Origin of the sequence: Streptococcus equinus ATCC 9812, from assembly GCF_000187265.1 — a bacterium.
In the GTDB taxonomy this organism is placed as follows: Bacteria; Bacillota; Bacilli; order Lactobacillales; family Streptococcaceae; genus Streptococcus; species Streptococcus equinus.
In genome coordinates this window covers 95,418-120,401 of sequence record NZ_GL698434.1, presented here as the reverse complement: position 1 = coordinate 120,401, position 24,984 = coordinate 95,418, and the positions used below count along the sequence as shown (strand labels likewise).

25 protein-coding genes are annotated in these 24,984 nt (G+C 38.1%); 23 read left to right on the top strand and 2 right to left on the bottom strand.

The features are described 5' to 3' along the window. The first annotated feature begins 11 nt into the window (after window positions 1-11). The 13 genes from rpoC (at window position 12) to HMPREF0819_RS08320 (ending at window position 11,618) form a co-directional block, all read left to right on the top strand. Window positions 12-3,650, top strand: coding sequence for a DNA-directed RNA polymerase subunit beta' (rpoC, locus tag HMPREF0819_RS08380; RefSeq protein WP_003067912.1), 3,639 nt, complete (start codon window positions 12-14; stop codon window positions 3,648-3,650). Between the two features lie 166 nt (window positions 3,651-3,816). Then, complete coding sequence (locus tag HMPREF0819_RS08375; protein WP_003067910.1) at window positions 3,817-4,185, top strand: DUF1033 family protein; 369 nt, start codon at window positions 3,817-3,819, stop codon at window positions 4,183-4,185. Window positions 4,186-4,252: 67 nt separating this feature from the next. Continuing rightward, window positions 4,253-5,194 carry a competence type IV pilus ATPase ComGA gene (gene comGA / locus HMPREF0819_RS08370; protein WP_044023495.1) on the top strand — a complete coding sequence of 314 codons (942 nt, stop codon included), beginning with the start codon at window positions 4,253-4,255 and terminating at the stop codon, window positions 5,192-5,194. After that, complete coding sequence (gene comGB, locus HMPREF0819_RS08365) at window positions 5,118-6,161, top strand: competence type IV pilus assembly protein ComGB (protein ID WP_080552928.1); 1,044 nt, start codon at window positions 5,118-5,120, stop codon at window positions 6,159-6,161. Before comGA ends, comGB begins: the two co-directional genes overlap by 77 nt. Beyond that, window positions 6,161-6,463, top strand: coding sequence for a competence type IV pilus major pilin ComGC (gene comGC / locus HMPREF0819_RS08360; RefSeq protein WP_003067906.1), 303 nt, complete (start codon window positions 6,161-6,163; stop codon window positions 6,461-6,463). The genes comGB and comGC overlap by 1 nt, the downstream gene beginning before the upstream one ends. Further along, a complete protein-coding gene (gene comGD / locus HMPREF0819_RS08355) occupies window positions 6,438-6,878 on the top strand; it encodes a competence type IV pilus minor pilin ComGD (protein WP_003067905.1) in 441 nt (146 codons plus the stop codon). The genes comGC and comGD overlap by 26 nt, the downstream gene beginning before the upstream one ends. Then, window positions 6,832-7,125 carry a competence type IV pilus minor pilin ComGE gene (comGE, locus tag HMPREF0819_RS08350; protein ID WP_003067904.1) on the top strand — a complete coding sequence of 98 codons (294 nt, stop codon included), beginning with the start codon at window positions 6,832-6,834 and terminating at the stop codon, window positions 7,123-7,125. The genes comGD and comGE overlap by 47 nt, the downstream gene beginning before the upstream one ends. Further along, window positions 7,109-7,546 (top strand): competence type IV pilus minor pilin ComGF, encoded by a 438-nt coding sequence (comGF, locus tag HMPREF0819_RS08345; protein WP_003067903.1) that lies wholly within the window; start codon window positions 7,109-7,111, stop codon window positions 7,544-7,546. The genes comGE and comGF overlap by 17 nt, the downstream gene beginning before the upstream one ends. After that, on the top strand, window positions 7,533-7,868 hold the full coding sequence (comGG, locus tag HMPREF0819_RS08340) for a competence type IV pilus minor pilin ComGG (protein WP_003067902.1): 336 nt from the start codon (window positions 7,533-7,535) through the stop codon (window positions 7,866-7,868). The genes comGF and comGG overlap by 14 nt, the downstream gene beginning before the upstream one ends. 53 nt (window positions 7,869-7,921) lie before the next feature. Next, entirely contained in the window at window positions 7,922-8,878 is a 957-nt protein-coding gene (locus HMPREF0819_RS08335; protein WP_003067901.1) for a class I SAM-dependent methyltransferase, read from the top strand. A 53-nt stretch (window positions 8,879-8,931) separates the two neighbouring features. After that, window positions 8,932-10,131, top strand: coding sequence for an acetate kinase (locus HMPREF0819_RS08330; RefSeq protein ID WP_003067898.1), 1,200 nt, complete (start codon window positions 8,932-8,934; stop codon window positions 10,129-10,131). A 157-nt stretch (window positions 10,132-10,288) separates the two neighbouring features. Further along, window positions 10,289-10,486 (top strand): helix-turn-helix transcriptional regulator, encoded by a 198-nt coding sequence (locus HMPREF0819_RS08325; RefSeq protein WP_003067896.1) that lies wholly within the window; start codon window positions 10,289-10,291, stop codon window positions 10,484-10,486. Window positions 10,487-10,982: 496 nt separating this feature from the next. Continuing rightward, window positions 10,983-11,618: a CPBP family intramembrane glutamic endopeptidase gene (locus HMPREF0819_RS08320; RefSeq protein WP_003067891.1), complete on the top strand. Its 636-nt coding sequence runs from the start codon at window positions 10,983-10,985 to the stop codon at window positions 11,616-11,618. 50 nt (window positions 11,619-11,668) lie between these two features. Here the strand turns inward: HMPREF0819_RS08320 and proC are convergent, their stop codons facing one another. Continuing rightward, window positions 11,669-12,439, bottom strand: coding sequence for a pyrroline-5-carboxylate reductase (gene proC / locus HMPREF0819_RS08315; RefSeq protein WP_003067889.1), 771 nt, complete (start codon window positions 12,437-12,439; stop codon window positions 11,669-11,671). Window positions 12,440-12,499: 60 nt separating this feature from the next. Further along, window positions 12,500-13,567, bottom strand: a complete 1,068-nt coding sequence (gene pepA, locus HMPREF0819_RS08310) for a glutamyl aminopeptidase (protein ID WP_044023484.1) — start codon at window positions 13,565-13,567, stop codon at window positions 12,500-12,502. Between the two features lie 116 nt (window positions 13,568-13,683). Between pepA and HMPREF0819_RS08305 the strand changes: the two genes are divergently transcribed. From HMPREF0819_RS08305 to HMPREF0819_RS08260, 10 genes are all read left to right on the top strand, one after another. Further along, window positions 13,684-13,977 carry a DUF4651 domain-containing protein gene (locus tag HMPREF0819_RS08305; RefSeq protein WP_044023483.1) on the top strand — a complete coding sequence of 98 codons (294 nt, stop codon included), beginning with the start codon at window positions 13,684-13,686 and terminating at the stop codon, window positions 13,975-13,977. After that, on the top strand, window positions 13,970-14,287 hold the full coding sequence (locus HMPREF0819_RS08300) for a thioredoxin family protein (RefSeq protein ID WP_003067882.1): 318 nt from the start codon (window positions 13,970-13,972) through the stop codon (window positions 14,285-14,287). The genes HMPREF0819_RS08305 and HMPREF0819_RS08300 overlap by 8 nt, the downstream gene beginning before the upstream one ends. Before the next feature lie 8 nt (window positions 14,288-14,295). Beyond that, complete coding sequence (gene ytpR, locus HMPREF0819_RS08295) at window positions 14,296-14,922, top strand: YtpR family tRNA-binding protein (RefSeq protein ID WP_003067880.1); 627 nt, start codon at window positions 14,296-14,298, stop codon at window positions 14,920-14,922. A gap of 97 nt (window positions 14,923-15,019) precedes the next feature. Beyond that, window positions 15,020-15,415, top strand: coding sequence for a single-stranded DNA-binding protein (locus HMPREF0819_RS08290; protein ID WP_003067878.1), 396 nt, complete (start codon window positions 15,020-15,022; stop codon window positions 15,413-15,415). Between the two features lie 179 nt (window positions 15,416-15,594). Then, complete coding sequence (locus HMPREF0819_RS08285) at window positions 15,595-16,395, top strand: Cof-type HAD-IIB family hydrolase (protein WP_044023482.1); 801 nt, start codon at window positions 15,595-15,597, stop codon at window positions 16,393-16,395. Between the two features lie 199 nt (window positions 16,396-16,594). Then, complete coding sequence (locus HMPREF0819_RS08280; RefSeq protein ID WP_003067874.1) at window positions 16,595-20,515, top strand: GH32 C-terminal domain-containing protein; 3,921 nt, start codon at window positions 16,595-16,597, stop codon at window positions 20,513-20,515. 167 nt (window positions 20,516-20,682) lie between these two features. Beyond that, the gene (locus HMPREF0819_RS08275; RefSeq protein ID WP_003067872.1) at window positions 20,683-21,648 is read left to right on the top strand and encodes a sugar ABC transporter substrate-binding protein; all 966 of its coding nucleotides are present in this window, start codon (window positions 20,683-20,685) and stop codon (window positions 21,646-21,648) included. Continuing rightward, window positions 21,639-22,964 (top strand): sensor histidine kinase, encoded by a 1,326-nt coding sequence (locus HMPREF0819_RS08270; RefSeq protein WP_174221177.1) that lies wholly within the window; start codon window positions 21,639-21,641, stop codon window positions 22,962-22,964. The genes HMPREF0819_RS08275 and HMPREF0819_RS08270 overlap by 10 nt, the downstream gene beginning before the upstream one ends. Further along, the gene (locus tag HMPREF0819_RS08265) at window positions 22,961-23,644 is read left to right on the top strand and encodes a response regulator transcription factor (protein ID WP_003067868.1); all 684 of its coding nucleotides are present in this window, start codon (window positions 22,961-22,963) and stop codon (window positions 23,642-23,644) included. Before HMPREF0819_RS08270 ends, HMPREF0819_RS08265 begins: the two co-directional genes overlap by 4 nt. Next, window positions 23,631-24,938, top strand: a complete 1,308-nt coding sequence (locus HMPREF0819_RS08260; RefSeq protein ID WP_044023492.1) for an ABC transporter substrate-binding protein — start codon at window positions 23,631-23,633, stop codon at window positions 24,936-24,938. The genes HMPREF0819_RS08265 and HMPREF0819_RS08260 overlap by 14 nt, the downstream gene beginning before the upstream one ends. The last annotated feature ends 46 nt before the right edge of the window (window positions 24,939-24,984 follow it).

The window sequence follows — 24,984 nt, the reverse complement described above, 5'->3', positions numbered from 1 at the left end:
AGGTAATACTAGTGGTTGACGTAAATCGTTTTAAAAGTATGCAAATCACATTAGCCTCACCAAGTAAGGTCCGTTCATGGTCTTATGGTGAAGTTAAAAAACCTGAAACAATCAACTATCGTACGCTCAAACCAGAACGTGAAGGTCTTTTCGATGAAGTTATCTTTGGACCTACAAAAGACTGGGAATGTGCTTGTGGTAAATATAAACGTATTCGTTATAAAGGAATTGTTTGTGACCGCTGTGGTGTTGAAGTAACACGTGCTAAAGTTCGTCGTGAACGTATGGGTCACATCGAATTGAAAGCTCCAGTATCACACATTTGGTACTTCAAAGGAATTCCATCACGTATGGGTCTTACTTTGGACATGAGCCCACGTGCTCTTGAAGAAGTTATCTACTTCGCAGCTTATGTTGTTATCGATCCAAAAGATACTCCGCTTGAACCCAAATCACTTTTGACTGAACGCGAATACCGTGAAAAAATCCAAGAATATGGACAAGGTTCATTCGTTGCTAAAATGGGTGCTGAAGCCATCCAAGATCTTCTTAAACGCGTTGATTTGAAATCAGAAATCGCTGAACTTAAAGAAGAACTCAAAACAGCAACTGGTCAAAAACGTATCAAAGCTGTTCGTCGTTTGGATGTTCTTGATGCCTTCTACAAATCTGGTAACAAACCAGAATGGATGGTACTTAACATCTTGCCAGTTATTCCACCAGATCTTCGTCCAATGGTTCAATTGGATGGTGGACGTTTCGCTGCATCTGACTTGAATGATCTTTACCGTCGTGTTATCAATCGTAACAACCGTTTGGCTCGCTTGCTTGAATTGAATGCCCCTGGTATCATCGTGCAAAACGAAAAACGTATGTTGCAAGAAGCTGTTGATGCACTTATCGATAACGGTCGTCGTGGTCGTCCAATTACAGGTCCTGGTAGCCGTCCTCTTAAATCTTTGAGTCACATGCTTAAAGGTAAACAAGGTCGTTTCCGTCAAAACTTGCTTGGTAAACGTGTTGACTTCTCTGGACGTTCAGTTATCGCCGTAGGTCCAACACTTAAAATGTATCAATGTGGTGTGCCACGTGAAATGGCTATCGAATTGTTCAAACCATTCGTAATGCGCGAAATCGTTGCACGTGATTACGCTGGTAACGTTAAAGCTGCTAAACGCATGGTTGAACGTGGAGATGAACGTATTTGGGATATTCTTGAAGATGTTATTAAAGAACACCCAGTACTTCTTAACCGCGCACCGACTCTTCACCGTTTGGGTATCCAAGCCTTCGAACCAGTTCTTATCGATGGTAAAGCACTTCGCCTTCACCCACTTGTTTGTGAAGCCTACAATGCCGACTTCGATGGTGACCAAATGGCCATCCACGTACCACTTTCTGAAGAAGCACAAGCAGAAGCACGTCTTCTTATGCTTGCCGCAGAACACATCCTTAACCCTAAAGATGGTAAACCAGTCGTAACTCCATCTCAAGATATGGTTCTTGGTAACTACTACCTAACAATGGAAGAACCAGGTCGTGAAGGTGAAGGAATGGTCTTCAAAGACCGTGATGAAGCAGTAATGGCATACCGTAACGGTTATGTTCACTTGCACACACGTGTTGGTATCACAGTTGATAGCATGCCAAACAAACCATGGACTGACGAACAAAAACACAAAATCATGGTTACAACTGTTGGTAAGATCCTCTTCAACGACATCATGCCTGATGATCTACCTTACCTTCAAGAACCAAACAATGCTAACTTGACTGAAAAAACTCCAGATAAATACTTCTTGGTACCTGGTCAAGATATCCACACTGTTATCGACAGCTTGGACATCAACGTTCCATTCAAGAAGAAAAATCTTGGTAACATTATTGCGGAAATCTTTAAACGTTTCCGTACAACAGAAACGTCAGCCTTCCTTGACCGCTTGAAAGACCTTGGTTACTACCATTCAACTCTTGCTGGTTTGACAGTGGGTATCGCCGATATCCCAGTTATCGATAACAAACAAGAAATTATCGATGCAGCCCACAGCAAAGTTGAACAAATCAACAAAGCCTTCCGTCGCGGTTTGATGACTGATGATGACCGTTATGTTGCTGTTACAACAACATGGCGTGAAGCTAAAGAAGAACTTGAACAACGTCTGATTGAAACACAAGATCCTAAGAACCCTATCGTTATGATGATGGACTCAGGAGCTCGTGGTAACATCTCTAACTTCTCACAACTTGCCGGTATGCGTGGTTTGATGGCTGCTCCGAACGGACGTATCATGGAATTGCCTATCTTGTCTAACTTCCGTGAAGGTTTGTCTGTCTTGGAAATGTTCTTCTCAACTCACGGTGCTCGTAAAGGTATGACCGATACAGCCCTTAAGACTGCCGACTCTGGTTACCTTACTCGTCGTTTGGTTGACGTTGCCCAAGACGTTATCATTCGTGAAGACGATTGTGGAACTGACCGTGGTCTTGTTATCCGTGCAATCACTGATGGTAAAGAAGTTACAGAAACTCTTGAAGAACGTCTTGTTGGTCGTTATACTAAGAAATCTGTTAAACACCCTGAAACAGGAGAAGTTATCGTTGGTGCTGATGTCTTGATTACTGAAGATATGGCAGCTGAAATTGTCAAAGCTGGTGTAGAAGAAGTAACAATCCGTTCAGTATTTACATGTAACACTCGTCATGGTGTTTGCCGTCACTGTTATGGTGTCAACCTTGCTACAGGTGATGCTGTTGAAGTTGGTGAAGCAGTTGGTACAATTGCCGCTCAATCTATCGGTGAACCTGGTACACAGCTTACAATGCGTACTTTCCACACGGGTGGTGTTGCGTCAAATACCGATATCACACAAGGTCTTCCTCGTATCCAAGAAATCTTTGAAGCTCGTAACCCTAAAGGGGAAGCAGTTATTACTGAAGTTAAAGGTACTGTTGTTGACATCGAAGAAGATGCTTCTACACGTACTAAGAAAGTTTACGTTCAAGGTAAGACTGGTATGGGTGAATACGTGGTACCATTTACAGCTCGTATGAAAGTAGCTGTTGGTGATGAAGTTCACCGTGGTGCTCCACTTACTGAAGGTTCTATCCAACCTAAACGTCTCCTTGAAGTTCGTGATACATTATCAGTTGAAACTTACCTTCTTGCCGAAGTACAAAAAGTATACCGTAGCCAAGGGGTAGAAATCGGTGATAAACACGTCGAAGTAATGGTTCGTCAAATGCTTCGTAAAGTACGTATCATGGATCCAGGTGATACAGATCTTCTTCCAGGTACACTTATGGATATTGCAGACTTCACAGATGCTAACAAAGATGTTGTTATCTCTGGTGGTATCCCTGCAACAGCACGTCCAGTACTTATGGGTATTACTAAAGCTTCGCTTGAAACTAACTCATTCTTGTCAGCTGCATCATTCCAAGAAACAACTCGTGTTCTTACTGATGCTGCTATCCGTGGTAAAAAAGATCATCTTCTTGGTCTTAAAGAAAATGTTATCATCGGTAAAATCATTCCAGCTGGTACAGGTATGGCTCGTTACCGTAACCTTGAACCACAAGCTGTTAATGAACTTGAAACAAGTGAAGATGCTGAAACAGTTGAAGCATCTGCATCAACAGACGCTGAATAATCTGAATTCACATTTGAGTTTAATAAATGAAAAGGCCTAGGACTTGTCCTGGGCTTTTTTGCTGAGAAAATGAGATTGAAATAGATGATAATCATTATAAATAAGCAAATATATTTTAAATTGGCTTTAATTCTTATATAATAAAGACCATAAGGAAGTGAGAAAAATGTATCAAGTAATCAAAATGTATGGGGACTGGGAGCCCTGGTGGTTTTTAGATGATTGGCAGGATGATATCATCGAAGAACAATCTTTTGAATACTTTGAAGAGGCATTGTCATTCTACTGTCAAGAATGGGAATTGCTTAGAAAAAATCTACCAAGTTGTAAGTGTCATGACAATTTTCAAGCTGCTTTTTGGGATAAGGCTGAGAAGCGTTGGTGTGAGAATTGCGGTGATTATTTGCAACAATATCATTCACTTTTGATTCTAAAAGATGGGCAAGAATTAGCCAAAGAGCAGTTTGCTTATTATTTTAATATTAGAAATGATGAACCAAGCCCCAGACCTCAAAAATGCAAATTTAAACCTTAATCATGGAAAATTCCATGATTTTTTTATTTTTAAAAATTTTTTCGAATATAAAGATAAGGAGGTCAAAATGATTCAGGAAAAAGCAAAGCAGCTTATTAGAGATGCAGTTGGAAAGAATGCTCAGGATATCTATATTATTCCAAAGGCAGAAAACTATGAGATTTATCAACGAATTGGTGAGAAACGCCAGTTTATTCAAGAAGTTGCTACTGATGAAATGACAAGCTTGATTAGTCACTTTAAATTTGTAGCTGGGATGAATGTTGGTGAAAAGCGTCGTAGTCAGCTTGGTTCTTGTGACTATACTTTTGCAGATGATGAGGAGATTTCACTGCGCTTGTCTAGTGTGGGTGATTATCGTGGGCGTGAAAGTCTGGTCATTAGGCTCCTTTATTCAGGTCGTCATGATTTGCAGTATTGGTTTGATGGAATGAGAAATATTTTAGAGGCTATTGACAGCAGGGGACTTTACCTTTTTTCCGGGCCGGTAGGGAGTGGAAAAACCACTCTCATGTACCAATTAGTTCGTGAAAAATTTCCTGGAAAACAGGTGATTACGATTGAAGACCCTGTTGAGATAAAACAAGACAATATGTTGCAATTGCAGTTAAATGATGAAATCGGGATGACTTATGATAACCTTATCAAGCTCTCGCTTCGTCATAGACCTGATATTTTGATTATTGGTGAGATTCGTGATAGTGAGACAGCGCGTGCGGTTATTAGAGCTAGTCTGACAGGAGTCCTTGTTTTTTCAACCATTCATGCGAAAAGTATTCCAGGTGTTTATGCTAGGTTATTAGAATTGGGTGTTAGTAGGCAGGAACTTGAAAATAGCTTGCGTGCTATTGTTTATCAACGATTAATTGGTGGTGGAGGTGTAGTTGATTTTGCCAAAAGAGATTTTGAGCAGTATCCCCCAAGAAGGTGGAATGAGCAGATTGATAGCCTTGCTCGAGACGGACATATCAGTTTTGAAGAGGCAAAAATCGAAAAAATTGCCCTTTAAAAAACAACAGAAGGTCATTCAATTATTTAATAATTTGTTTAACAGTGGCTTTACTTTAACTGAGATAGTGTCTTTTTTGAGACGGAGTCAGTTATTGCAGGAATCATATGTGAATAGTATGCAGGAGTCCTTGCTGAGTGGCGCAACTTTAGCAGATATGATGGTAAGGTTAGGCTTTTCAGATACGATTGTGACTCAGATTGCTTTGGCTGATGTTCATGGAAATTGTCAGCAAAGTCTTGTAAAAATCAATCGTTATTTGGCTAGCATGTCTGTTGTGCGAAAGAAGTTGATTGAAGTAGCGACCTATCCTTTGATTTTATTAAGTTTTTTGATTTTGATAATGCTTGGCTTAAAAAATTATTTATTGCCGCAACTTGAAAGTCAAAATTTTGCTACTCAGATTATTGCCCATTTTCCAATGATTTTTTTGGGGAGCTTTGTGCTTTTAGGACTAGCGGTTGTTTTGGGATTTTTCTATGCTAGGCGTTTATCACCAATCTATCTTTTTAGCCAGATTAGTCGCTTGCCGATAATAGGGCGATTCATTCGTCTTTATCTAACAGCTTATTATGCGCGTGAGTGGGGAAATCTTATTGGGCAGGGGATTGATTTGATGGAAATTGTAGCATTAATGCAACATCAAAAATCTCGTCTTTTTCAAGAGATTGGTAAGGATATGCAGCAAGCTCTTTTGTCTGGTCAATCATTTCATCAAAAAGTTCTAGATTATCCCTTCTTTTTGAGGGAACTGAGCCTGATGATTGAGTACGGAGAAGTTAAGTCAAAACTTGGTCGGGAGCTTGATATCTATGCTGAGGAAACATGGCAGACTTTCTTCAGCCAATTAACTCAGGCAACACAGCTGATTCAACCGCTAGTTTTTGTCTTTGTTGCTTTAATTATTGTTTTAATCTACGTGGCAATGCTTTTGCCAATGTATCAAAATATGGGAGGAAATTTTTAATGAAAAAAATATGGAAAAAATTACGTAACAAATCTGTTGAAGCTTTCACACTTGTGGAGATGTTGATTGTCCTGTTAATTATCGGTGTCTTGATGCTTTTATTTGTACCGAATTTGAGTAAGCAAAAAGAGGCGATTCATGAAAAGGGTGATGCAGCTGTTGTGAAAGTTGTCGAAAGTCAGAAAGAACTTTACGAAGTTAAAACAGGTAAAGAAGCAACTATTAAAGATTTGGTGAAAGAAGGCTATATTTCACAACAACAAGCTCAAACGTACAATGAAAAAGCTAAACCTAAAGAATAAAAAAATCCGAGCTTTCACCCTTTTAGAGAGTTTACTAACTTTGGGAATATCTTGTTTTATCGTTATTATATTCTCAAATTCTGTGAGTAGTATTTTTCAGACAGTCGAAGAAAAGTTGTTCTTTTTATCGTTTGAGCATTACTATCGTGACACTCAAAAATTAGCTAGCCTTAAACAAGAAAATCAAGTTCTGACAATTTCACAAGACGGCATTTCAAATAGTGTGGCTCATATGAATTTGCCAGATACGGTATCAGTCGTTGAAAATTATAAAATTGTTTTTGATAATGCTGGGGGCAATTCATCTCTTGCAAAAGTAAAATTTCAGACGAAGAATCAGGCTATTGATTATCAATTATACATAGGAAGTGGTAATTATAAAAAGAAAGAAACTAAAAGCTTACATACTCCTTGAAAGTTTGGTTGCTTTAGCTTTGCTAGCTACCATTACAATTCTTGTTTTGGGAGAAATGGATAAAAGTCGCCACCAGATGCAAGATAGCTTACATCATCAAGAGGTTCTCAATGTCGCTACTATGGCTGTTCAGACAGGGCAAGATGACTTGGTGATGAATGGTGTTGAGATTCATATTATTAGGCGTGACGGAGAACTTTATGTCTATGATGGGCAAAAAGAGGTGATGCATGTTAAGAAGAACTAGACTAAAGGCGTTTACGTTACTTGAAAGTTTGGTTGCTTTGCTGGTTATTTCAGGGACAGTTCTGGTTTATCAAGGGCTAACGCAGTCAATTTCACAAAATGTTTATTACTTATCTGATAACGAAGAAAATGAGTGGCTTTTATTTTCTCAGCAGCTACGCTCAGAATTAGAACGATGCCACTTAGATTGTGTTTCTGACAATAAACTTTATGTTAGTAAGGACGATAAGAAATTAGCTTACGGGTTATCAAAAGCAGATGATTTTCGTAAAACAAATGCTTCTGGTCAAGGCTATCAGCCAATGTTATTTGGTGTTAATTCTTCTAGCATTCGTCAGGATGGTAATAATATTTTGATTAAGCTGCGAATGGATAATGGTATGGAGAGAGAGTTTGTTTACACTTTTGATGAGGCAAGTTAGGGCAGGGATATTGTTGTATGCTATGCTGATGGCAGCCATATTTGCCCTGCTGTTACAGTTTTATTTAGGGCGCGTGGTAGCAAGTGAACGTCAGCATCAGGCACAATTAAAGTACGCGCAAGCTTATTTGATGGCAGAAATCAGCAGGGATTATGCTAAAGATTCTTCAGGTAAGTGTTATTTTGATAAAGGTGTTGTCAGCTATCAACGTGAAAATGAGGTGCTAGTTGAGACAGTAGTTTTAGAGAATAAAGAGGAGTTTCACTATACTTTTTCTCTTCCAAAAAAATCTGAACAAACCATTGAAAAAGAAAGTCACTAGTGCTTTCTTTTCATTTTCAAGGTTTTTTGATATGATAAGTTTCGGAGGGGAAAATGAATTTTGAAAATATCGAAATAGCCTATGGGTTGATTCTTGAAAATATACAATTAATCGAAAATGAGTTGAAAACACACATTTACGATGCACTTATTGAACAAAACTCTTTATATCTTGGTGCTGAGGGTGCCAGTGAAGCTGTAGCTGCAAATAATGAGAAACTACGCCAACTTAACTTAACTAAGGAAGAATGGCGCTGTACTTTTCAGTTTATCTTTATTAAAGCTGCGCAAACAGAAGCTCTTCAGGCAAATCACCAATTTACACCTGATGCTATTGGCTTCATTTTAATGTTCCTCATTGAGAATTTGACAGCTTCTAAGGAACTTGATATTTTGGAAATTGGTAGCGGAACAGGTAACCTTGCCCAAACGTTGTTGAACAACTCATCTAAAGATCTAAACTATCTAGGTATTGAAGTTGATGATTTGTTGATTGACTTGTCAGCAAGTATCGCTGAAGTTATGGATTCTAAAGCTCAATTCGTTCAAGAAGATGCTGTACGCCCACAGATTCTTAAGGAAAGTGATGTCATCATCAGTGACCTTCCAGTCGGATTCTATCCAAATGATGAAATTGCAAAACGTTACAAAGTAGCCAGTAGTGAAGGGCACACTTATGCGCATCATTTGTTGATGGAACAATCTCTTAAATATCTCAAAAAAGACGGGATTGCTGTCTTTTTAGCACCAGTTAGTCTTTTGACAAGTAAGCAAAGTGACCTGTTGAAAGCATGGTTGAAGGATTATGCTGATGTGATTGCTGTGATTACTTTGCCAGAATCTATCTTTGGAAATGCAGCCAATGCGAAATCAATTTTCGTTTTGAAAAAACAAGCTGAACATACTCCAGAAACCTTTGTTTATCCACTTGCTGACTTGCAAAGTCGAGAAGTGTTGACAGACTTCATTGATAAATTTAAAAAATGGAATATTGAAAATATGATTTTTTAAATGACTTGTGCTAAAATAGAGATATATCATGAAAGCGCTTTAGAGGTATATTTATGGTGAAAACTATTTCTATTAATGCAGGAAGCTCAAGTCTAAAATGGCAGTTGTACAACATGCCAGAAGAAGAAGTTATTGCAAAAGGATTGATTGAACGTATCGGTCTTCCTAACAGCGTTTCTACGGTAAAATTTAATGGCCAGAAACAGTCGGAAACAAAGGATATCCCAGATCATAGCGCTGCTGTAAAAATTCTTCTAGATGATTTGATTTCTATGGATATTATTGCTAGCTATGATGAAATCACAGGTGTTGGTCACCGTGTGGTAGCTGGGGGTGAATATTTTAAAGAGTCAGCCTTAGTAACTGACAAAGTCATCCAACAAGTTGAAGAACTATCAATGCTAGCACCGCTTCATAATCCAGGAGCTGCTCTTGGAATTCAAGCCTTTAAAGAAATTTTACCTGATATTACAAGTGTTGTCGTTTTTGATACTGCTTTTCATATGACAATGCCTGAAGTGGCCTATCGTTATCCAATCGCAAACCGTTATTACACTGATTATAAGATTCGTAAATACGGTGCTCACGGTACAAGTCACCAATATGTTGCTCAAGAAGCAGCTAAGGTTTTAGGCAAACCTTTGGAAGACTTGAAGTTGATTACTTGTCATATTGGTAATGGGGTTTCTATTACAGCGATTAAGGGCGGTAAATCTGTCGATACTTCAATGGGGCTCACACCACTTGGAGGAACAATGATGGGAACACGTTCAGGAAGTATTGACCCAGGTGTCATTACTTATTTGTTGGAATGTGAACCAGCTATAGCAGATCCGAAAAAAATTCGTACAATTTTGAATCGTGATTCAGGTTTACTTGGTATTTCGGAAAAATCAAGTGATATGCGTGATATCTTGGCAGGTAAGGCAGAAGGCGATGAAAAATGCCAACTTGCTTACGATATGTATGTTGATCGCTTGAGAAAATATATTGGACAATACTTTGCCGTTTTAAACGGAGCGGATGCTATTGTCTTTACAGCAGGAATTGGTGAAAATTCAAGTGATGTTCGTAAAGATATCATTTCTGGAATGACTTGGTTTGGTGTTGATGTTGACCCAGCTAAGAATGTTTCAGGTGCTTATGGCGTTATTTCAACAGATCAAGCTCGCGTAAAAGCAGTTGTGATTCTAACAGATGAAGAACTTGTCATTGCGCGTGAAGTTGAACGCTTTAAAAATTCTACTAATTAGTTATCAAAATATTATGATAAGACCAGAAAAGCTGACCGTTTGGTCAGCTTTTTTTCTGCTTTTATATAAAAATGTAAAATAAACTTGACACAAAATGTAAAGTTTACTATACTATTTTTGTAAAGTTCGCTTTGCAAATAGATGACAGGAGGAAAAAATGGAAACAAAAATTCAAGAACTCCGAAAAGCAAATAAAGTTAGCCAAGCCGAGTTAGCAGAGGCGCTTGGGGTTACAAGACAAACCATTATTTCCTTAGAAAAAGGACGCTATAACGCTTCTTTGGAGTTGGCACACAAGATTGCCAAGTATTTTGGCATGACAATCGAAGAAATCTTTATCTTTGATGAAGAGTAAAATGTGAAGATAGATAAAATCTATTTGTTGTTTTTACAAAAAGGGGGAGTAAGTTATGTTATTAAAGGCTGTTGCAAATTGTAATCGTAAAAAAGTTTGGAAGAGTATCCTATCTTATTTTCGTTTTCTCGGTGTTAAGTATAGGAGTATCTCATTTTGTAAAAAGCAGTGATTTTGCTTCAGGTTTATTGTTGGGCATGGGCGTTTCAGGATTTGCTTTTACGATTTATTATTAAGTACTTTGTCATCAGACTAATCGGTTGAAGGCTGCATATATTGCAGTGTACGATGAACGTAATCAATTTATTTTACGACTTAGTGCAGCATCAACTTTAATTTTGATGTTTATCATAAATGTTTTCTTGCTAATTTTATATGTTTTTTGTGGTGTAGCATTTTCGTATCTGATTCTATTATTGATTTGGTTGTATAGTTTGATTTTTGGATTTTTCATTCTTAAAGTCATTTTTTCAAAGATTTTGTAGGAGAAATTTTGATGAAAAAATTAGTATCATTTTTTAAATATTTTGGTATGGCAATTGGTTTGATTTTTTTAGAACAGTTGCCGACTGTTTTTCTAGCTAAAAATCAGTCGTTTTGGCAAAGCTTTCTGATTGCCCTCTCTTTGCTAGTGGTTGCGATTTTGACAATTTACGTTGCAAAACGCTTAGGATTTTTCAGCAAAGCTAGTCAGGTGTGGAATAGCGGGGCTTATAAGCCTATTATTATGGGATTTTTGATTATGGTTCCAGTTAAAATGTTGGGCGGTATGATTTTGGTTTTAGAGCACGGTAGCAATGCAAATACGCTCAATCAATCTGTGATTGAACAACTTGGTATGCCACCAGTACTGTTGTTTGCTTTATCGGTAGTCGCTGCGCCGATTGTTGAAGAGGTTGTATTTCGTGGCTTTATTGTAAAACAAGCATTTCATTATTCTTATCTTGGTGTTATTGTTAGTAGTGCTCTTTTTGGAGCTGTTCATGTGCCAACAGACCTTGGAAGTTGGATTCTCTACGGCGGTATGGGATTAGTTCTTGCTTTGGTTTATCAAAAAACGAAAAAACTAGAGTATTCAATAGCCGTTCATGCCCTCAATAATTTCCTCGGTGTACTGTCATTGATTTTGTAATTTATCAGAGAAAAAGGTTGAGACAATCGTCTCAACCTTTTTATAATATTTTACAAAGCTTTTGCTTTATTGATTGTAGCGTCAATACTTGAAACAATGCTAGCTGTCAAACCAGTTTTTTCGAGATCAAGAAGACCTGCGATAGTTGTTCCACCAGGACTTGAAATTTTATCAATCAAGTCATGTGGACTGTCAGTCCCTTGAAGAAGATTTTCAGCGCTAGCTAGGACAGTCTGAGTTACAATGTCTAGAGATTTTTCTTTTGGAATACCGTATTTGACACCAGCTTTAGCAAGAGCTTCGATAAATAGATAAATGTATGCTGGGCTTGATCCAGCAAGAGCTGTAAATGTATCGAAGTCCTTTTCAGGAATGTCAAAAGTTGATCCAAAGCTGTCAGTGATTTCTTTAGCGGTAGCTAGGAGTTCTGCAGAAACCTTGTCATTAGCACAAATAGCAGTTGTACTTTTTAGAATTTGGGCGTTGAGGTTTGGCATGATTCGAATCAATGGAAGATTTGGATCTGTCAGTTTGCCAAGGCGTTCAAGTGTTACCCCAGCTGCCATGGAAAGAATGGGTTGATGGAAGTGAAGTCCATCAAGGACTGTCTCAAACATTTGAGGTTTGATGCCAAGGACAACTAAATCAGATTGGTCGATAAGTTCTTGGTGTGAAAGAGCTGCTTCAACTTCAAGCTGCTCTGCAATTTCGCGTGAGCGGGGAAGTGAAGAACCTGAAATGATGATATCGTGTGATGTTGTGTTAAGTCCGTTGATAATGGCTGTCGCCATTTTTCCGACTCCGATAAATCCAATTTTCATAGTAAGACAAAGGGGAAGTACAATAAAAATGCCTAATGGCTTAGCTCCCCTAGCTCCTTTCTAGTATTTTTTGATGAGGTCAACAGTTGAGCGGTCTAATTTCTTAACGATAGCTTGAATGAAAGCTTGGGCTTGCAAGAAGTCATCCATAGCATAAAGGCTTTGATGTGAGTGAATGTAGCGAGCGCATACTCCAATAGTTGTTGATGGAATACCACCGTTTTTGAGGTGAGCAGCACCAGCGTCTGTACCACCTTTTGCAGCATAGTATTGGTATTTGATGCCTGCTTCTTCGGCAGTTGTGAGCAAGAAGTCACGCATGTCTTTTAACATAACATGTCCTGGATCGTAGAAACGGAAAAGTGTTCCGTCACCGATTTTGCCTTGGTTGCCATAAATGTCGCCAGCAGGTGAACAGTCAACAGCAAAGAAGAGTTCTGGTTGGAATTTTGTAGCTGAGACATGTGCCCCGCGAAGACCAACTTCTTCTTGAACGTTAGCACCAGTGATAAGCGTGTTATCAAGTTTTTGTCCTTTAAGACTTTCAAGTAATTCTGTCACCATAAGCACACCAAAGCGGTTGTCCCAAGCTTTAGAGATAACATTTTTTTCGTTGGCTGTGAGAATTGTTTCAGATTTTGGAACGATGATATCACCTGGCAAAATACCAAAGGCTTCAGCTTCAGCTTTATCTGTAAAGCCTGCATCAAAAATGATGTCATCGATTTTTGGAAGAGAAGCAGAGCCATTTGTCCCACGAAGGAAATGTGGTGGAACTGAACCAGAAACGACTGGAATAGCACGGTTATCACGTGTGTAAAGAGTGAAACGTTGTGAACTTAAAACAAGTGGGTTCCATCCGCCGATTCCAACAGCACGCATAGTACCATCAGCTTTGATTTCGCTAACCATGAAACCAACTTCGTCCATGTGCGCTGCGACCATGATACGTGGTGCATTTTCAGCATCAGAGTTTTTGATACCAAAAATACCACCAAGACCATCAGTTTGCACGTCATCAACGAGCGGTGTGATTTTTGAGCGAAGATAGTTACGTACGCTGTGTTCGTACCCAGCGATGCTATCAAGTTCAGTGATTTCTTTTATTTTTGAAAATAAGTCTGACATATAAAACCTCGATTCTATGGTTTCTATTTTACCACGTTTTCTGACAATTTTTAGAAAAAACATATTAAATGTTTGGGCCTTGGTATTATGTGCTGAAATATGCTAAAATAAAGCGTATGAAAAACAAAAAGAAAAGCTTACTGTCACGTTTTGGTTTAGTGGTAGTCAGCGGTGTCATCGTTTTGGGAGCAATCCTAAAAAAACAAAAGGACGAAAAGCGAAAAGAACAGGTTAAAGAGCAGATTCGTGATTATTTTAATCAACTTGGCGAGATTTCTGTGCTTTATTTGAATGATTTTGAATCTGATTCTCAAAAAACGACTGGAGGTCTTGTTTTTGAGGATGGGCGCACGTTCCAATTTGTTTACCAAAATGGTGAGATTAGCTACAAGGAGGAGAAAAATGATTAGTCCAAAATCCTATGAAGAAATGGCAACCTATTTAGAAAATGACGGCAAGGTAGTTTTCTTTTTTACGGCAAATTGGTGCCCAGACTGCCAATTTATCTATCCTGTTATGCCTGAAATTGAGGCAGAAAATCCAGAGTTCACATTTGTCCGTGTTGACCGTGATGAATTTATGGAAGTCGCACAACGCTGGAATATTTTTGGTATTCCAAGTTTTGTGGTAACTGAAAATGGGAAAGAAATTGGTCGTTTAGTTAATAAATTGCGCAAAACAAAAGCAGAAATTAACAGCTTTTTAACTGGATTGAAATAGGAGAGAAAATGATTTTTACGTACAACAAAGAACACGTCGGTGATGTCCTAATGGTGATTGTCAAAGATAGCAAAGGTGCTAAACTTGACTACGAACGTAAAGGTAAAGTATCACGTGTTTTTCTTGAGAAAAATGGTGAAACAGTTGCTTGGAATATTTTTGAAGTGTCAAGTTTGATTGCAATTGATGGCGTTGGTCAAATCACTTTAACTGATGAAGATGTTGCTAAGCTTAACGCTGAATTGACAAAAGAAGGCTTTAGCGAACAATTAGAAAATGATCCTTCACCAAAATTTGTTGTTGGTCAAATCAAAGAAATGGTTGCTCATCCAGATAGTGACCACTTGAACATTTGCCAAGTGCAAATCTCAGATGACAAAACTGTTCAAATCGTTGCAGGTGCTCCAAACGCTGCAGTTGGTTTGAAAACAATCGTTGCCCTTCCAGGTGCTATGATGCCAAACGGAAGTCTTATCTTCCCAGGTGCCCTTCGTGGTGAAAAGAGCTTTGGTATGATGTGCTCACCTCGTGAATTGGCACTTCCAAATGCTCCACAAAAACGTGGAATCATCGAACTTGATGACACAGCCGTTGTCGGCGAAGCCTTTAATCCAGAAAAACACTGGAAAGGGTAAGAAAAGGAAAACGAGCTAGAAAAATCTAGTTCGTTTTTTTGATAGAAATTATCAATTATCTTTAAGTTATTTCGAATAATAAGATAGGAGGTAATTGATGTACAATAAAGTAATTATGATTGGGCGCTTGACGGCGCAACCTGAACTTGTAACGACAGCTAACGATAAAAGTGTTACACGTGTAACACTAGCAGTCAACCGCCGTTTTAAATCGAAAAATGGTGAGCGTGAGGCTGATTTTATTTCAGTTGTGGTATGGGGACGTTTGGCAGAAACACTTGTGTCTTATGCAGGAAAAGGCAGCTTACTTTCTGTTGATGGCGAACTTCGCACACGCAAGTACGAAAAAGATGGTCACACGAATTATGTGACAGAAGTGCTTTGTCATTCTTTCCAACTTTTAGAAAGCCGCGCCCAACGTGCTATGCGAGAAAATAATGTGGCAAATGATTTGGCAGATTTAGTTCTGGAAGAGGAGGAATTGCCATTTTAGTATAAGTAAAGTCTAACTTTTTCAAAATTTCCTTTTTCTCTTGAGTCAATCGATGAAAAAAGATGAAAGATTTGGTGACTATTGTCATTTTTAGCTAGTTTTACAGAAATTATGAGAAAAAAAGCTTGGAAAGCCCTTTCAAAAGTGCTATACTGTAGAAAATGTGTGGAGAAAGAGCTATGTTTAAAATAATTTTTAGCGATATTGATGGCACTCTCATCAATGACGCCTTGGAAGTAACGCCAAAAACGCGTCAAGCCCTAAATGATGCTGTCAATTCAGGAGTGCGATTTGTGCCTGTTTCGGCGCGCATGTCTGAAGCAATTAAACCAATTATCAAAGATTTTTTGCCCCAAGTTCCGATGATTTCTTATAATGGAGCTTTTATTCAAGATGAAAATGGTCAAGTGATTGATAGCTGCCCTATGAGCCCTCAAGCAGCGCAAGCTATTTGCCAATATTTAGAAAAAGAAGTCCCAGATGTTGCTTGGAATGTCTATAGCGGCAAAAAATGGTTGTCGCAAAATCGGATGAACAAATGGATTTCTCGTGAGGAAAAAGTCGTTGGCTTGGTTTCTCAAGAGGCTGATTTGGAGGCAATTGGTCATTTGTCTGAAGTTCATAAATTGCTTTTGATGGGTGAGCCAGAGAAAATGGTTGTCTTGGAAGAAAAGTTAAGAGAACTTTATCCTGGCTTATCGATTGCACGTTCGTTGCCGTATTACATTGAAGTGATGGCAAACGGTATTCAAAAAGGACGAGCTGTTAATCTTTTAGCCGACCATTATGGTGTTGATATGTCTGAAACCTTGGCGTTTGGTGATAATTTTAACGACCTAGACATGTTGGAGGCTGCAGGTGAGGCATATGTCATGGCAAATGCTCCGAAGGAAGTTAAGGAGCGTATTGGTCACGTGACTGCAAACCACAACCATGATGGGATTGCTTTGGTTTTAGAGAAATTTAAACTAGCTAGATAAACGATTCTTTTTATAATGATTGCTAAATTCCTACGTCTTGATGTAGGAATTTTTTGATGACTTTTGCCACTAAAAAAATTGATTTTTGTCACATCAAACTGATGACAAATGTTCGGTGATAACGCTTTCTTTTTTTGTTAATATTATCTCTGTTGAATGTTGAAGCTACTTCGACAAATTTCAATAGGAGAAAGGACTTATGAAAAAAGAACAAGAAAAGAAATGTGTCAACTGGTTTATGCACAAACGCGGTAAACAATGGATTTATGGTTGTGGTGTTTTAGTTTGTGGCATGGTCTTAGGAACTGTGGCTACACCCGTTATGGCTGATGAAGCTGTTTCTTCATCGACAGAAATGGTAGAGGTTACAAACACAAACTCAGAAAATGCAAATACAGACCAAAAAACTGAAGTAGGTCAAGAAGCACAACAACCTGCTAATCAGTTAGAAACTCCGGTTACAGAAAATCAAACACCAACTGAACAAGGAGTTGTTGAAGAACAAAATCAAAATGTCACAGAAGAAAATCAAGTAACAGAAAATCAAGATGTTACACAACAAAATCAAGTGACTGAAAATCAAGAACCTGCGACTGAAACTTCAGACGATGCTCAAAAAACTGAGACATCAGATTCTGAAGAAAAAGTTGATGTGACTGATTCGCTTAAACAAAAAACTGACCAACCTAGCGTGAGTGCCGCAAAAACTAAAAAAGCCCTTTCTGCTAATTTGACTAAGAAAAAAGAAAGCAACTATAATACAAATCTTCAAGGTTTGAGTTATGATGTAAATGTTTGGGAAGTTCGTGAAGATGGTTTGTATAGTAATGCTGTTGGAAAAGGTGATAACTTCCTTTTCTCAACCTCAACAGGTAAAAACTTTGTCTTCCAAACAGATGTAACATTCTTACAAAATACAGGTGCAGCTTCACTTGTTTTCCGTTCAACTGGTGATGCTCAAAATCTAAAAGGTTATGTTGTAAACCTTGATGGAAATTCACACAAAGCAAGGTTATGGCGTTGGGCTGAAGCAAATCTTATCAATGATAAAGAAATCCCAGCAACTCCAGACAATAAATATTTCTTGAAAGTTGTAGCAGCTGACGGATGGATTTCATATTATATCAATGGTATTTTGGTTGCAAACTTGAGTGACTACACTATCCAACGTGATGACCTTGGTCAAACAACATACATCAAAGATGGTAATTTCGGTCTTTTGAACTGGAATGGTGAAATGATTTTCCAAAATACTTTTTACCGTGAACTCACTGATGCAGAATTATCGCTTCTTAAAGGTGTCACAGTTACTTCAAAAAATGGTCCAGTTGAACCTAAGGGACAATTCTTCCCAGAAGGTGCTGTTTATATCCAATACGTATCACATGATGCTTCAACTGTTGACTTAAGTTTTGTTGCTAATAATCCAGCTGCAGTTATCAAAGTGACAGATGCTCAAGGTAATGTTTATTCAAATCCAAGCGATATTCCGGTATCAGTTGGTGCTAACTACCTCACAGTAACAAGTACTTATACAGTAGACGGTTACGAAGTGACATCAACTTACCGTATTAATGTTCACCGCCGTCAATCAGCAGAAGTTTATTATAATGAAAACTTCCGTGACCAATATCACTACTCTGTTAAAGATGGCTGGGCAAATGACCCTAACGGATTGGTTTACTACAATGGTGTTTATCACATGTTCTACCAATTCTACGATGATATTAAATGGGGTCCAATGCACTGGGCACATGCAACAAGTAAGGATTTGATTCACTGGGAAGATCAACCAATTGCTTTCTATCCAGACTATAACGGAGCAATGTTCTCAGGTTGTATCGTAGCTGATAATAACAACACAAGTGGTTTGTTTGACGGTAATGAAGGTGGTTTGGTTGCCTTGATTACAGCTGATGGTGAAGGTCAACGTATCAAAGTTGCTTACAGTAAAGATGAAGGTAAAACTTGGCAAAAAATCGATAAAATTGCAGCTGACTGGTCAACTGACCCATTGCAAAATCGTGATTTCCGTGACCCTAAAGTCTTCCGTTGGGAAGGCAAATGGTTCATGGTTCTTGCAGGTGGACCACTTCGTATTTACTCATCAGATAATCTCCTAGATTGGTCTGTTGAATCAACATATCCAGATCTTCACACTGAATGTCCAGACCTTTATCCAATCATGGCAGAAGGCAACACAGTGAAATGGGTTCTTTCTCGTGGTGGACGTTACTATAAAGTTGGTGATTTAAAACAAGTTGATGGACACTGGAAATTTGTTGCAGACGCTGATTATCAAGAATCAGATGGTATCATGAACTTTGGTAAAGATTCATACGCTGCAATGACTTACTACGTACAGGATTTTGGTACTAAAGCTAATCCAACACTTCCTCAAATTATTGAGCTTAACTGGATGAATACTTGGGATAACTATTGTAACCTTGTAGCTGAACGTGTTGGTCAAAAATTCAATGGTACATTCAACCTTAACTTGACACTAGGTCTTGTCAAAGACGGTGATAAATACGTTCTTACTCAAACGCCAATCAAAGCATACGAAAGCTTACGTGATGTAGACAACAAAGTTGAATACACAGATGTTGTTGTTGGTAAAGATAATAATCTCTTTAAAGATTTCTCTGGTGATACCTATGAAATTGTTGCTCACTTTAATCCAAGTAACAGAACAACAAAAGTTGGTTTCAACCTTCGAGTAGGTCCAGGAGAAGTGACTAAGGTTTATTACGATTTAGAAACAGGACGAATCGCTATTGACCGTAGTCAATCAGGTATCATCCTTACAGAGCTCTTTAGAAATATTGATAGCCAAGCAGTAACACGCAACGCTGATGGAAGTATTGACCTTCATATCTTTGTTGACCGTGCTAGTGTTGAAGTCTTCACAAAAGGTGATACTGTCGCAGGTGCTAACCAAATCTTCACATCACCTCAAAGTCTTGGATTAAGTGTATTTTCTGAAGGTTATGAATCTACAGCAGATATCGTTCTTTACCCATTGAAGAGTATTTGGAAAGATAAAGTTGAAACTACTGAACCACAAAGTATTGTGCCTGCGTCTGCTAAGAATGTCAGAATGAATGTTGGTGACAGCACAGTGGTTAAAGCGTACGTCTCTCCAGCAGTTGCTAACCAAGATTTGCTTTGGTCAATTCTTAACAATGGTAATGTGTCAGCAGAAATTTCTGGTAATCAAGTCTTCATTAAAGCACTTAAGAAAGGTCAAGTGATTGTTAGAGCACAATCTAAATCTAACCCAGCAGTTTATCAAGATTTTGTTCTTGATATTCTAGAAGATAACTTCAAGACAAACGTTAAAGATGTGAAAGTCTTCGCTGGTGATTGGCATGCTGACGGTGAATCATTGAAAGTTGAAAACCATGGCTCAAACGATATTTACATGGCAGCCGATAAGATGCCATACGAAAATTATCAAATGGATTTGGATATCAAATACGGTCGCGGAATTGTAAATATCTTCTTTGCTTCAGGCAATCCAGATGCTAACAATGCCTACACAATCCAATTCGGTGGAAATAACTCTGTTCGTTTGTTCCGCTTCTACGGTGATACTATTGCAGAATCACCAATGACAGCAACCATTAACGACAATCAATTCCACCACGTTCGTTTGGTGAAATCAGCAAATGCTATTCAAGTCTTTGTTGATAATCAATTGGCAATGTCTTACACATTTGATCAAGTTGAAGACTTCTTCAATAATCCATATCTTGGTCTAGGCCTTTGGGATGGTGAACTTGAAGTTCAAAACTTCTTCGTAGTAGATTTGGATGCTAAAGAACCAACACGAGGCGGAGAAAATGGTGGAGTCGTGCCAACAGATCCTCAAACACCGGAAGAAACACCTTCAGAACAAGTAGTTGCAACAACTACATTGGCAGCTAAAGCGCCTGCTAAATCAGTCAAAGTTGCAGATGCTAAAGCTCCAGTTATTCCAAAATCTGCGGTTGTTTCAGAAAGTGTCTTGCCACAAACTGGTGAAAAAGATAATCATCTTGCTGGACTTGGTATTGTATCAATCCTAGCGGCTATGGGAGCATTCTTTGGACAATTCTTCAAGAAAAAAGAATCATAATATTTAGGATATTAGGGAAATGAAAAGAAAGGAGAACACTTGTTTTCCTTTCTTTTTTGTCTTCTTGCTAGGTGTCAATCAAGGTCAAATTGTCTAGACATTTTAAACGTGCTATAATACTTGTATATTATCAGTTGAGATTTTTGAGTAAGTAGAGAAGGTAGGGAATGAAAAAAGAAAAACTTATAGCATTATTAGTAAGCGTTTTTATTGCGCTGCTAACGATGCTTGGCATTTATCTTCATTACAAATTGGTTCCTTATAATGAAAATCGTGTCAAAATCGGGGCAACGTATATGACCATGAACAATGATTTCTATAAGGTTCTAAATAATGAAATTGACAAAATTGTAGAGGAAAAAAATGATATTCTCTACACACGAGATCCAGCACTTGATGTTAATAAACAAACTCAGCAAGTGGAACTGTTTATCAAAAAGAGAGTGGATATTATCATCATTAATCCTGTTGATGCTGACAGTAAAAAGTTGATTAAAGCTTTGAAGAAAGCTAAGGAAACAGGCATTAAGGTTGTGGTTGTAGATAGTCAGCTTTCAGATAATTCTCCAGTTGACACGACGATTGTGTCTGATAATTATCAAGCTGGTGTCTTATGTGCGCAAAACCTTATGCAGACTCAATCAAGTGCCAAAATTTTACTTTTAGAACACCAAAAAGCGGTGTCTGCAGTAGATCGTATTAATGGTTTTTTGGCGACAATCAAGGGACATGATGGCTATCAAGTTGTTGATAGAAAAGATTGTTTGGGTCAGACTGAGGTTGCTATGCCACAAGTTGAGTCGGTTATCAACTCTGGGGTAGATTTTGATACGGTCATGGCGCTTAATGACCAAGTTGCAATTGGGGCACTGGCTGCTATTGAGAATATCAAAGTTACAGCTCCCGTTAAAATTTACGGTGTTGACGGGTCGCCTGACATGAAAAATTTGTTAGCAACAACTAGCTCCATTCAAGCGACCGTTGCACAGTCACCTTTGACTATTGGTGAGAAAGCTATTCAGGCTGGGTATCGACTTTACCATGATAAAAAAGTGGATAAAGAGATTATTGTTCCAGTTGAATTCATGACGAGTGAAACTGTCTTAAATAGTGATTTAACGGGGTGGCAATGATGAAAATTTTAAAAAATGTTGAGGTTGCCAAACGTGCATTGTTAATCATTAATTTTATGGCGGTGCTTTTTTACAGTTCTGTTTATCTGTCAGCGACTAAGTACATTATTGAAAATAATTTTAGTCGTTCGCTACTAGAAAAAATCAATATTATTCCAAGTTCACCTGAACGAATTTTTTGGCTATCAAATTTATTTTTTATTGGCTTACTTTTGGTAATGTATGTCAGAAATCGTGAATTTGAAAAAGAAACTAAGGCGCGTGACTGGCTGGCAGTTCTTGAAATCATTTTGCTGTTTGCGACTTTTTTTGCTTTGCAATTATCCTATAACGGCTTGATTTTATTGGTCTTCATGGATATTTTCTTTTCATATACAGACTTTTATACGTTTCGTGAAAAGAAAGCCTGGCTGCTGTTTATTGTAGCTAGTTTTGGTTCGCTTTTGCTGTCAAATTATGATGTGCTGTCACTTTTGGTGAGAACACCAGATTTGGATGTTTATATTAATTTCTTCCCAGCAGGCACACGTCTTGTGATTTCGTTCATCAAGAATGGATTGGTATCACTTAATATGATTGTCTTTATCATTTCATTGATGACTTATATTATTTATTCGGTGACAGAAAATCATAAGATTGAGGAAGAATTATTGATGGCTGCGCAAGCCAATACGCGTTTGAAGGAATACGTTGCGGTGTCTGAAAAGATTACCGAAGATAGGGAACGTAGACGTATTGCGCGTGAGATTCACGACACAATTGGGCATGCTTTGACGGGGATTTCGGCAGGGATTGATGCCGTGACGGTTTTGATTGACCTTGACCCAGAACATGCTAAAAAACAATTAAGCAGTGTATCAAATGTTGTTCGCGAAGGGATTGTCGATGTTCGACGTTCTCTTAATAAAATGCGACCAGGTGCTCTTGAAAATCGTACGTTGAAAGATGCTCTAGAAAAGATGCTTTCAGAGTACCAAGAGCTGTCACACTTGCAAATTGATTTAAATTATCACTGGGATAATGTTGACTTTGATAAGACCAAGGAGGACGTTATTTTCCGAGTTATTCAGGAATCTGTGACGAATTCTTTGCGACATGGTCGTGCAACCAAGATTAAAATTAGCATGCTCAGTGAGAGTGATTATGTTTTATTGATTAAGGATAATGGAACAGGAAGTGAAAACATCAAGTATGGTTTTGGCTTAACGCAGATGACAGAACGTTTAGCTATTATTGGTGGTCGCGTTGCCTTTTCTGGTAAAGATGGATTTTCTACAACGATTCATATCCCTAAAATACAAGGAGAAGAAGGATGATACGAGTACTTATTGCAGATGATCAGGAGTTGATTCGCGAATCTTTGAAGATTGTTTTATCAGCTTATCCTGATATTGAAGTTGTTGGGGCTGTGAGTGATGGAACAGAGGTTCTAGAAACTCTGCCAACGAGCAAACCTGATGTTATTTTGATGGATATTCGTATGCCAAAAATGGATGGTGTTTTGTGTACCAAAGCGGTCAAAGAGCATTATCCAAATATCAAGGTTATCATTTTGACGACATTTGATGATGATGATTTTATTTACAGCGCTCTTAAATACGGTGCGACAGGTTACATGCTAAAAGGAACGTCAATGGATGATTTGCATGATGCTGTTGTAACAGCCAATGAAGGACGTGCCATGATAAACCCAGATATTGCCACAAAAGTTTTCAAACTTTTTTCACAAATGGCTCAATCAAATTTTGCTATCCAAGTTGACGATGACTTGGTTCATGACATTAGCAAAATGGAATGGCGTATCATTCAACAAATTGGTTTTGGTTTGTCAAACAAAGAAATTGCTGCGAAGTTGTATTTGTCAGAAGGAACGGTGCGCAATTACCTTTCTAACATTTTGTCAAAACTCAACTTGCGAGATCGTACGCAATTAGCGATTTGGGCGGTTCAGACAGGTGTAACGCTCAAATCATTTGAGGATGATGACCATGACTAAACTAACCAAGATAAAACTTTGGATTTCAGCGATTGTTCTTTTAAGTGCTTGTATTGGTGGTTATGTCTATTATCAAATGCAACAAAAGACAATTTTAAAAATTGGTGTCTATGCTGGCAGCAGTTGGGATGTGCCAAATGGTAACGATTATAAAGTGATTAATACAGCTATTAAACGCTTTGAAAAACTCCATCCTAGTGTCAAGGTTGTCTACGAAAGTGGGATTTCAAAAGCCGATTATTCAACTTGGTTGACAGATCAGATTGTAGCTGGAAAACAACCTGATGTGTTTATCGTGCCAGAAGATGACTTTAACCTTTTGTCATCAACAGGTGCTCTGTCAAATTTGGACAGTAGTATCAGCACTAGTTTTTATGATTCCATTTTTTATAATTCATCTTATCAAGCAGGAGAGTATAATCATAGCCATTATGCATTACCGTTTGAAAGTAATCCAACCATGATGTGTATTAACATTGATCTTCTTGAAAAAGAAGGCATTAGCATTCCAAAATCAGGTTGGACGGTTGATGATTTTTATAATATTTGTAAACAAGTAACTAAGGATACAGATGGTGACGGGGTCATTGATCAGTATGGTTGCGTTGGCTATACTTGGCAGCAAGCTGTTGCTGCTTACGGCGCAAAACTTTTCAATGAAACAGGTAGCAAAGCGTATTTTGATAGTGAAAAGGTAAAAAAAGCATTGGGCTTAATCACTCAACTAAAAGCTTTAAATGGAAATTATGAAGTGACAATGAAAGACTTTGATGAAGGAAAAGTTGCCTTCATTCCGATGTCATTAGCCATGTATCGAACTTACAAACCTTACCCTTACCACGTTGCCAAGTATTCAACATTTTCATGGTCTTGTGTAACTATGCCAGCCAGCCAAAAAGGTGTTGATGCAACGCAGGTTTCAACATCACTCTATGCGATTTCGTCAAAAACAAAACATCGCAGCGCTGCTTGGCAATTTTTAAAATTCTTGTGTACAGATGAAAAAGTTCAACAATCTGTCTTTAATTACTCTCAAGGAAGTTCAGTTTTGAAATCTGTCATGCGTAGTCAAGCAACAGAAGATAAATTGAAAGAAGACGGTTTTGGTTCTGAGTCACTGACTGTTTCAACACTGGATTCCATGCTTAGCCAAGGTGTGACGAAGCCAACCTTTAAAACTTACAACAGCGTGATGAATCAAGCAGATTACATCATCAATAAATCATTAGCTAATAACAGTATTGATAGTGATTTGTTTGCTATTCAAAAGGAAATTGAGGATAGCTTAAAATAAAAAAGAAAGTCTGGAATAAATTGTTCCAGACTTTTTTCATGTTTTC

Excerpts from the sequence above, each read along its gene's own strand:
- HMPREF0819_RS08375 (WP_003067910.1), top strand. The coding sequence starts at position 3,817 with ATGTATCAAGTAATCAAAATGTATGGGGACTGGGAGCCCTGGTGGTTT.
- comGA (WP_044023495.1), top strand. The coding sequence starts at position 4,253 with ATGATTCAGGAAAAAGCAAAGCAGCTTATTAGAGATGCAGTTGGAAAG.
- comGB (WP_080552928.1), top strand. The coding sequence starts at position 5,118 with ATGAGCAGATTGATAGCCTTGCTCGAGACGGACATATCAGTTTTGAAG.
- comGC (WP_003067906.1), top strand. The coding sequence starts at position 6,161 with ATGAAAAAAATATGGAAAAAATTACGTAACAAATCTGTTGAAGCTTTC.
- comGD (WP_003067905.1), top strand. The coding sequence starts at position 6,438 with ATGAAAAAGCTAAACCTAAAGAATAAAAAAATCCGAGCTTTCACCCTT.
- comGF (WP_003067903.1), top strand. The coding sequence starts at position 7,109 with ATGTTAAGAAGAACTAGACTAAAGGCGTTTACGTTACTTGAAAGTTTG.
- comGG (WP_003067902.1), top strand. The coding sequence starts at position 7,533 with ATGAGGCAAGTTAGGGCAGGGATATTGTTGTATGCTATGCTGATGGCA.
- HMPREF0819_RS08335 (WP_003067901.1), top strand. The coding sequence starts at position 7,922 with ATGAATTTTGAAAATATCGAAATAGCCTATGGGTTGATTCTTGAAAAT.
- HMPREF0819_RS08330 (WP_003067898.1), top strand. The coding sequence starts at position 8,932 with ATGGTGAAAACTATTTCTATTAATGCAGGAAGCTCAAGTCTAAAATGG.
- HMPREF0819_RS08325 (WP_003067896.1), top strand. The coding sequence starts at position 10,289 with ATGGAAACAAAAATTCAAGAACTCCGAAAAGCAAATAAAGTTAGCCAA.
- HMPREF0819_RS08320 (WP_003067891.1), top strand. The coding sequence starts at position 10,983 with ATGAAAAAATTAGTATCATTTTTTAAATATTTTGGTATGGCAATTGGT.
- proC (WP_003067889.1), bottom strand. The coding sequence starts at position 12,439 with ATGAAAATTGGATTTATCGGAGTCGGAAAAATGGCGACAGCCATTATC.
- pepA (WP_044023484.1), bottom strand. The coding sequence starts at position 13,567 with ATGTCAGACTTATTTTCAAAAATAAAAGAAATCACTGAACTTGATAGC.
- HMPREF0819_RS08305 (WP_044023483.1), top strand. The coding sequence starts at position 13,684 with ATGAAAAACAAAAAGAAAAGCTTACTGTCACGTTTTGGTTTAGTGGTA.
- HMPREF0819_RS08300 (WP_003067882.1), top strand. The coding sequence starts at position 13,970 with ATGATTAGTCCAAAATCCTATGAAGAAATGGCAACCTATTTAGAAAAT.
- ytpR (WP_003067880.1), top strand. The coding sequence starts at position 14,296 with ATGATTTTTACGTACAACAAAGAACACGTCGGTGATGTCCTAATGGTG.
- HMPREF0819_RS08290 (WP_003067878.1), top strand. The coding sequence starts at position 15,020 with ATGTACAATAAAGTAATTATGATTGGGCGCTTGACGGCGCAACCTGAA.
- HMPREF0819_RS08285 (WP_044023482.1), top strand. The coding sequence starts at position 15,595 with ATGTTTAAAATAATTTTTAGCGATATTGATGGCACTCTCATCAATGAC.
- HMPREF0819_RS08280 (WP_003067874.1), top strand. The coding sequence starts at position 16,595 with ATGAAAAAAGAACAAGAAAAGAAATGTGTCAACTGGTTTATGCACAAA.
- HMPREF0819_RS08275 (WP_003067872.1), top strand. The coding sequence starts at position 20,683 with ATGAAAAAAGAAAAACTTATAGCATTATTAGTAAGCGTTTTTATTGCG.
- HMPREF0819_RS08265 (WP_003067868.1), top strand. The coding sequence starts at position 22,961 with ATGATACGAGTACTTATTGCAGATGATCAGGAGTTGATTCGCGAATCT.
- HMPREF0819_RS08260 (WP_044023492.1), top strand. The coding sequence starts at position 23,631 with ATGACCATGACTAAACTAACCAAGATAAAACTTTGGATTTCAGCGATT.